Annotated in this window: 7 protein-coding genes; all 7 read left to right on the top strand. The window is 63.2% G+C overall.

Annotated features, from left to right (window positions below; genetic code table 11):
• A partial coding sequence (locus E5W70_RS29940; RefSeq protein ID WP_292664893.1) for an energy transducer TonB occupies positions 1-494 on the top strand: 494 nt, incomplete at its 5' end.
• Between the two features lie 40 nt (positions 495-534).
• The gene (tolB, locus tag E5W70_RS29935) at positions 535-1,845 is read left to right on the top strand and encodes a Tol-Pal system beta propeller repeat protein TolB (RefSeq protein WP_292664892.1); all 1,311 of its coding nucleotides are present in this window, start codon (positions 535-537) and stop codon (positions 1,843-1,845) included.
• A 113-nt stretch (positions 1,846-1,958) separates the two neighbouring features.
• Positions 1,959-2,159, top strand: coding sequence for a four helix bundle protein (locus tag E5W70_RS29930; RefSeq protein ID WP_366509756.1), 201 nt, complete (start codon positions 1,959-1,961; stop codon positions 2,157-2,159).
• A gap of 246 nt (positions 2,160-2,405) precedes the next feature.
• A complete protein-coding gene (gene pal, locus E5W70_RS29925) occupies positions 2,406-2,912 on the top strand; it encodes a peptidoglycan-associated lipoprotein Pal (protein ID WP_023677992.1) in 507 nt (168 codons plus the stop codon).
• 187 nt (positions 2,913-3,099) lie between these two features.
• The gene (ybgF, locus tag E5W70_RS29920) at positions 3,100-4,206 is read left to right on the top strand and encodes a tol-pal system protein YbgF (RefSeq protein ID WP_292664890.1); all 1,107 of its coding nucleotides are present in this window, start codon (positions 3,100-3,102) and stop codon (positions 4,204-4,206) included.
• A 54-nt stretch (positions 4,207-4,260) separates the two neighbouring features.
• Entirely contained in the window at positions 4,261-5,733 is a 1,473-nt protein-coding gene (gene tilS / locus E5W70_RS29915; protein ID WP_292664889.1) for a tRNA lysidine(34) synthetase TilS, read from the top strand.
• Between the two features lie 105 nt (positions 5,734-5,838).
• Positions 5,839-6,440 (top strand): ATP-dependent metallopeptidase FtsH/Yme1/Tma family protein (locus tag E5W70_RS29910; protein WP_292664888.1); only part of this gene is annotated, 602 nt, incomplete at its 3' end.

Below are 6,440 nucleotides of genomic sequence, written 5' to 3'. Positions count from 1 at the left end.
GCGCCAAGGCGCCGGAGCGCAAGGACGCCGACAAGCCGGTCAAGGAAGCCTCGTCCAGGCCGAAATCGGACGACAAGCAATTCAACGCCGACGAGCTTTCGGCTCTGCTCGACAAGCGGAAGCCGGCCGGTGGTGGCGCCAAGCGCTCGACCCAACAGTCATCGCTCGGCGGTGAAAAGGATCAGGGCCAGAAGCTTTCGCAATCGGAGCAGGGGGCATTGGAGGCCCAGCTTGGTGGTTGCTGGACGCTTCCGGCAGGGCTCGAGGGCTCGGAGAATTTCGTCGTCGTGGTCCGGTTTAATCTGGACGCCTCCGGCAAGTTGGATGGCCGGCCGAGCGTTGAAAAATCGAGCGGAAACCGCCCGTTTGACGAAAGTGCAGTGCGCGCGGTTCAGAAATGCGATGTGGCCGGCTTGCAAGTTCCCGCGGGCAAGCAAGACATCTGGTCCGACGTTCGGGTCACTTTCGACCCCAGGGAGATGCTCGGCCTTTAGGCCCTGCGCCCACAGAGTCAGCGAAGAGAAGCGAGAAGACATGAAATCCATCCTCAAGCCGCTCCTGATGATCGTAGCGATGGCGCTGGGCATGACTGCCGCCGCCACCTTGCCGGCGCGGGCGCTCGTTGAGCTCAACGTCAACAAGGGCAATGTCGAGCCGTTGCCGATCGCCATCACGGACTTCCAGGGCGGCGATGCGCTCGGCGCCGAGATTTCCGGCATCGTCAGCGCCGACCTGAAACGCTCCGGCTTGTTCGCGCCGATCGACAAAAGCGCTTTCATCGAAAAGATCTCGAACCCGGATGCCACGCCGCGCTTCGAAGACTGGAAGGTGATCAATGCGCAGGCGCTGGTCACCGGCAGTGTCGGCAAGGAGGCTGACGGCCGTGTCCGCGCCCAGTACCGGCTGTGGGACACGTTTGCCGGCCAGCAGATGTCGGGGGAACAGTTCTTCGCCAACGACGCCAATACCAGGCGCGTCGCCCATATCATCGCCGACGCCATCTATGAGCGGCTGACCGGCGAGAAGGGCTATTTCGACACGCGCGTCGTCTTCATTGACGAGTCCGGCGCCAAGAATGCGCGCAAGAAGCGCCTCGCCATCATGGACCAGGACGGCGCCAACGTCCGCTATCTCTCGAACGGCAAATCGATCGTGCTGACGCCGCGCTTCTCGCCGAACCGGCAGGAAATCACCTACATGTCCTATGAAAGCGGTCAGCCGCGGGTGTACCTGCTGCAGATCGAGACGGGGCAGCGCGAACTGGTCGGCAATTTCCCCGGCATGACGTTTGCGCCGCGCTTTTCGCCGGACGGCCAGAAGGTGATCATGAGTCTTCTGCGCGATGACGGCAATTCCAACATCTTCGCCATGGATCTGAGGAGCCGCTCGACGACCAGGCTCACTAATTCGGCCGCCATCGATACCTCACCGTCCTACTCGCCTGACGGCAGCAAGGTGGTGTTCACCTCGGATCGCGGCGGCCGCGCCCAGATCTATGTGATGGGTGCCGACGGCTCGGGCCAGACCCGCATCTCGTTCGGCGACGGCGTCTATTCGACGCCGGTGTGGTCGCCGCGCGGCGATCTCATCGCCTTCACCAAGCAGACCGGCGGCGAATTCCAGATCGGCGTCATGCGCACCGACGGTTCGGGTGAGCGCATCCTTTCCACCGGCTTTCAGCAGGAGGGGCCGACCTGGGCGCCCAACGGCCGGGTGCTGATGTTCTTCCGCGATTCCAATGGCGGACCAAAACTTGTTTCGGTCGATCTCACCGGCCGCAACGAACAGTCGATCCCGACGGCGAACTTCGCCTCGGATCCGGCTTGGTCACCGCTGCTCGAATAGGCTGGAAGAGGAATTGAGGAACTGACGAACTGACGAGTTGAAGAATTGAAGAATGGAGAAGCCAGGGGCCTACATCGAGCACGCGAGGGATTTGGAAGTCTATAAGCGTGCCTATGCGGTTTCCCTTGGGGTACACAGAGCCACGCATCGCACGGTTCATTTCGATGGCCATAGGGTCATGCAGTGAAGTGGAGACCTGGATTTCGTATGCGTTCGACCTCGAGTACATCACACAGGCGCAACGCGACGATTGGTTGCAATCCTATGCCCGCATCTACGGAATGCTGGTCAATCTCAGAGAGAAGCTGAGGTGATCTCTTTCCTAAATTCCTCAACTCCTCAATTTCTTCAATTCCCTCTTTTTCATGTTTTGGCCGCATTTCCGCCTACGGTCCGCGCTCATTGTGTAGCCTTGGATGACCCCTCGGGGCGCCCCCTGCAACGAAGGCTGCGGACGGCAGCCGAAACCAAATTTTAACCGTGTTTCTTGAGCGTCGGTTAACCCAAACGTGGTTACTGGACGATCAATGAAATCACTCGAATTGCGAAGGAGAGGCGGCATGGGCCGTATCGCAGCACTTACCACAAACCCGGTCATGATCGCGCTCGTCGCGATGCTCGCGATCACCGGTTGCGCCTCGAAGAAGACGCCGAACAGCGCCGCCGATCTCGGCCTAAACGGCGCCGGCGCGGCAACGCCCGGGTCGGCCCAGGACTTTACCGTCAACATCGGCGACCGCATCTTCTTCGATACCGATTCGTCCTCGATCCGCGCCGATGCGCAGACGACGCTGTCGCGCCAGGCGCAGTGGCTGAACCAGTACAAGCAGTATGCCATCGTCATCGAAGGCCATGCCGACGAGCGCGGCACGCGCGAATACAATCTGGCGCTCGGTGCCCGCCGTGCTGCCGCCACCCGCGACTTCCTGGTCGCCAAGGGCGTTTCGGCGCAGCGCCTGAAGACCATTTCCTACGGCAAGGAGCGTCCGGTCGCGGTTTGCGACGACATCTCCTGCTGGTCGCAGAACCGCCGCGCCGTAACCACCCTGGGCGGTGCCGGTTCCTGATCGGCAAAAATGCAACAGTTGGTGCGAAAGGCGGCCGCAGGGCCGCCTTTTTCATATCTGCTCGCTCCAAACAAAATTTGGCCGAAGTCTCACGTCCTGTTAAGAGCCGAGAGCGCCTGGCTGGTCCCAGTTGGCTGGTCTACTTCGATTGAGAGGCGCGCAACAACGGTTTCACGGCGAGAGGCACATGCATTTCAGATCGGTCTTGAGCGGCACGCTTGCGCTGCTGCTCGTATCAAGTATCGCGGCAGTTGCTGACGGGGCAAATGGCACCGGGCAGTCATCGGAAAGCGGTTTTTCCTTCCATCTGCCGACGATCAAACTGCCCGGCATTTTCGGCGAAAAGAAAAACCCGGATCAGGTTCAATTCGCGCAACAGGATGGCACCGGCACTCCGGCGCTGGAGGAACAGCTCCGGCAGATGAACGGCAAGATCGAGGAACTCAATTTCCAGGTCCTGCAGATGCAGGAGCAGATCCGCAAGCAGCAGGAAGACAACGAATTCCGCTTCCAGCAGCTGGAAGGCGGTCAAGGCGCGCAGCAGCCGGCCGAGCAGAAGAAGTCCGAGGCCGAACCCAGCAGCGACAGCCCCAACAGCGACAGCAACGTGGCGGAGGCGCCGGCAACGCAGGCTCCGGCCGCTGCGGACACGCCGCCAGCCGGCGACAAGAGCGTGGAGGACGTCATCGTCGAATCGCCCACCGGCGATCCCGGCAAGCTGATCCCCGGCGCGCCGCCCAAGACGTTCGGCACCATCACCGTCGACAAAAACGGCAATGTCGTCGAAGCCGACGGCAATGCGCAGGCGAACGCGCCGGACCAGAATACGGCCCCAGCCAACGGCGCCAGGGCAGCCGGCAACAAGGCCGGCAAGTCCGACGATACGGTGGTCGCGGCACTCCCTTCGACCAACGACCCGGAGGAGCTTTACCGCAACTCTTACCAGTTCATCCTGTCGGGCGACTACAGCACCGCCGAACAGGGTTTCCGCGACCACATCGCCCGTTTTCCCCGGGACGCCAAAGCGGCGGACGCGCATTACTGGCTCGGTGAATCGCTGCTCGGCCAGCAGAAATACCGCGATGCGGCCGAGACTTTCCTCGCTGCCAGCAAGGACTATCCCAAGGCCAAGAAAGCGCCCGACATGCTGCTGAAGCTCGGCGTTTCACTGGTCGGGCTGAAGCAGCGCGACGTGGCCTGTGCCACCTTCAGCGAGATCGGCAAGCGCTACCCCGATATTTCCGGCGCGCTCAAGGAGCGGGTCAAGCAGGAAAGGGCACTCGCGGCGTGCTAGTTTTTCCGCTGCGTGTCGTTGCCCCAAAAACGGGCCTGCTTTTAGGCGACATGCATGACGCTCGACACCGAGCCTGACCTTTCGGATTTTTCGCGCATCGACTTTTCCAACGGCGCTGTTGCGGCCGTGTCCGGCGGCAGCGACTCGACCGCCCTTCTCCTCCTCCTCAAAGCCCATCTCGACCGTAACGCGCCGGCAACCAAATTGCTGGCTGTGACGATCGATCATCAATTGCGGCCGCAAGCGGCAGCGGAAGCGCAAGCCGTGGCCAGGCTGTGCGCGGCGCGCGGCATTGCCCATCGCGTCCTCGCTTGGTCGGGGCACAAACCATCGACCGGCCTGCCCGCCGCTGCGCGCGAGGCGCGCTATCGGCTGCTCGCCGAGGCCGCCGAAGCGGCTGGCATTGGCCTGATCCTGACCGGCCACACCGCCGACGACCAGGCCGAGACCGTGCTGATGCGGCAAGCGCGTGACGAGTGGGCGCGTGACGAGCGGGCAAGTGGAGAAGGGCCAAGTGATGAAGGGCAAAGCGACGACGGGCCGCGCGACGAAGGGCGGGGCCTTGCCGGCATGGCGCCGGCAACCCTCTACGAGTGGCGGCACTGGATCGTGCGGCCGCTGCTGGGCGTAAGGCGTGCGGCGCTGCGCGAATTCCTGCGGCGTGAACAGGTCGCCTGGATCGAAGATCCGACCAATGCCGACACCGCTTTCGAGCGGCCGCGCGTCCGCGCGGCACTTGTTGAAGGCGACGATGCGCCTCGCATGGCTGAAACGATGGCGCTGGCCAGAAAGGCGGCGGCCGAGCGTGAGCAACTGGGACACCGCGCCGCCATGCTGATCCGCAGCTTGGCCTCCAGGCCGGCCGCCGGCCTCGTCCGCCTCGACCGGGATTTTGCGACGGAAGGCGACAGCCGGGCGGCCATTTATGCGCTGCGCATTCTGCTGGCGGCGACCGGCGGTACCGCCTTCCTTCCCGACCAGGCCCGCAGCGAAGCCCTTTTCGGCCGGCTCCGCACCGGGCCGCTTTGTGCCACATTGTCGCGGACCGTGATCGATGCCCGGCGTACCGGCATCTTTCTGCATCGCGAATTGCGCGATCTGCCGCCCGCTGTTTCCGACAATGCCCTTTGGGACGGCCGCAGACGGATCACATTGGGCGACAGTTCAGGTGCATTGTTGATCGCACCGCTGTTGGTGGCACCGCTCGGGGCGGCTCTTGCCGCAAAGCGGGCAATTGCCGGGCGTGGCACGCCGGCAAGCCTTGTACGTGCCGCCTTGGCCGCCGAGCCGGCGCTATGGCGGGATGGCGAATGCCTTGGTTTGCTCGGGGAAGGCCCGGGTTTGCCCGGGGAAGGCCCGATGCCGGCGGCGGTCGCCGCATATCCGGCAGTCGCGCCCTTCGCCCGTTTCCTGCCGTCCTTCGATCTGGCGCCGGCCGATGCCGTCGCCGTCTTGCTTGGCGCGGCGCCGGTTCCAGCCGCGCCATTCGGCGGCCACAGTGCCGGCCTACCACGGGCGAAAGCTTAACCGAGACCTGCTGTTATGCTTGGCAAGGGGGAACGCTCTCCCTATGTTAGGGCCAAGTTTCCTCTCACGACGCGTGTCCGCCCAGCGGCGCCAACGGGACAATTGATGAATCCGAATTATCGCAACCTCGCGCTCTGGGCGATCATAGCGGTCCTGCTCATCGCTCTCTTCAATCTTTTCCAGACGCCGCAGACGCGTGGAGCCTCGAGCGATGTTCCCTATTCGCAGTTCCTGCAGGAGGTTGCGGCGGGACGGATCAAGTCGGTGACCATCGCCGGCGCCCGTATCTCCGGCAACTACACGGACAGTTCCAACGGCTTCCAGACCTATTCGCCTGGGGACCCGTCGCTGGTTTCGCGGCTGCAGGACAAGAACGTCACCATCAATGCGCGACCTGAATCCGACGGCTCCAATTCGCTGTTCGGCACCCTGATCTCCTGGCTGCCGATGATCCTCATCCTCGGCGTCTGGATATTCTTCATGCGCCAGATGCAGTCCGGTTCCGGCCGCGCCATGGGCTTCGGCAAGTCGAAGGCCAAGCTTTTGACCGAAGCGCACGGCCGCGTCACCTTCCAGGACGTCGCCGGCGTCGACGAAGCCAAGGAAGATCTGGAAGAAATCGTCGAGTTCCTGCGCGACCCGCAGAAATTCCAACGGCTCGGCGGCAAGATCCCGCGCGGCGTGCTGCTCGTTGGTCCTCCCGGAAC

The organism is Mesorhizobium sp. (assembly GCF_005063415.1).
In the GTDB taxonomy this organism is placed as follows: Bacteria; Pseudomonadota; Alphaproteobacteria; order Rhizobiales; family Rhizobiaceae; genus Mesorhizobium.
This window is presented reverse-complemented; position numbering and strand designations above follow the sequence as displayed.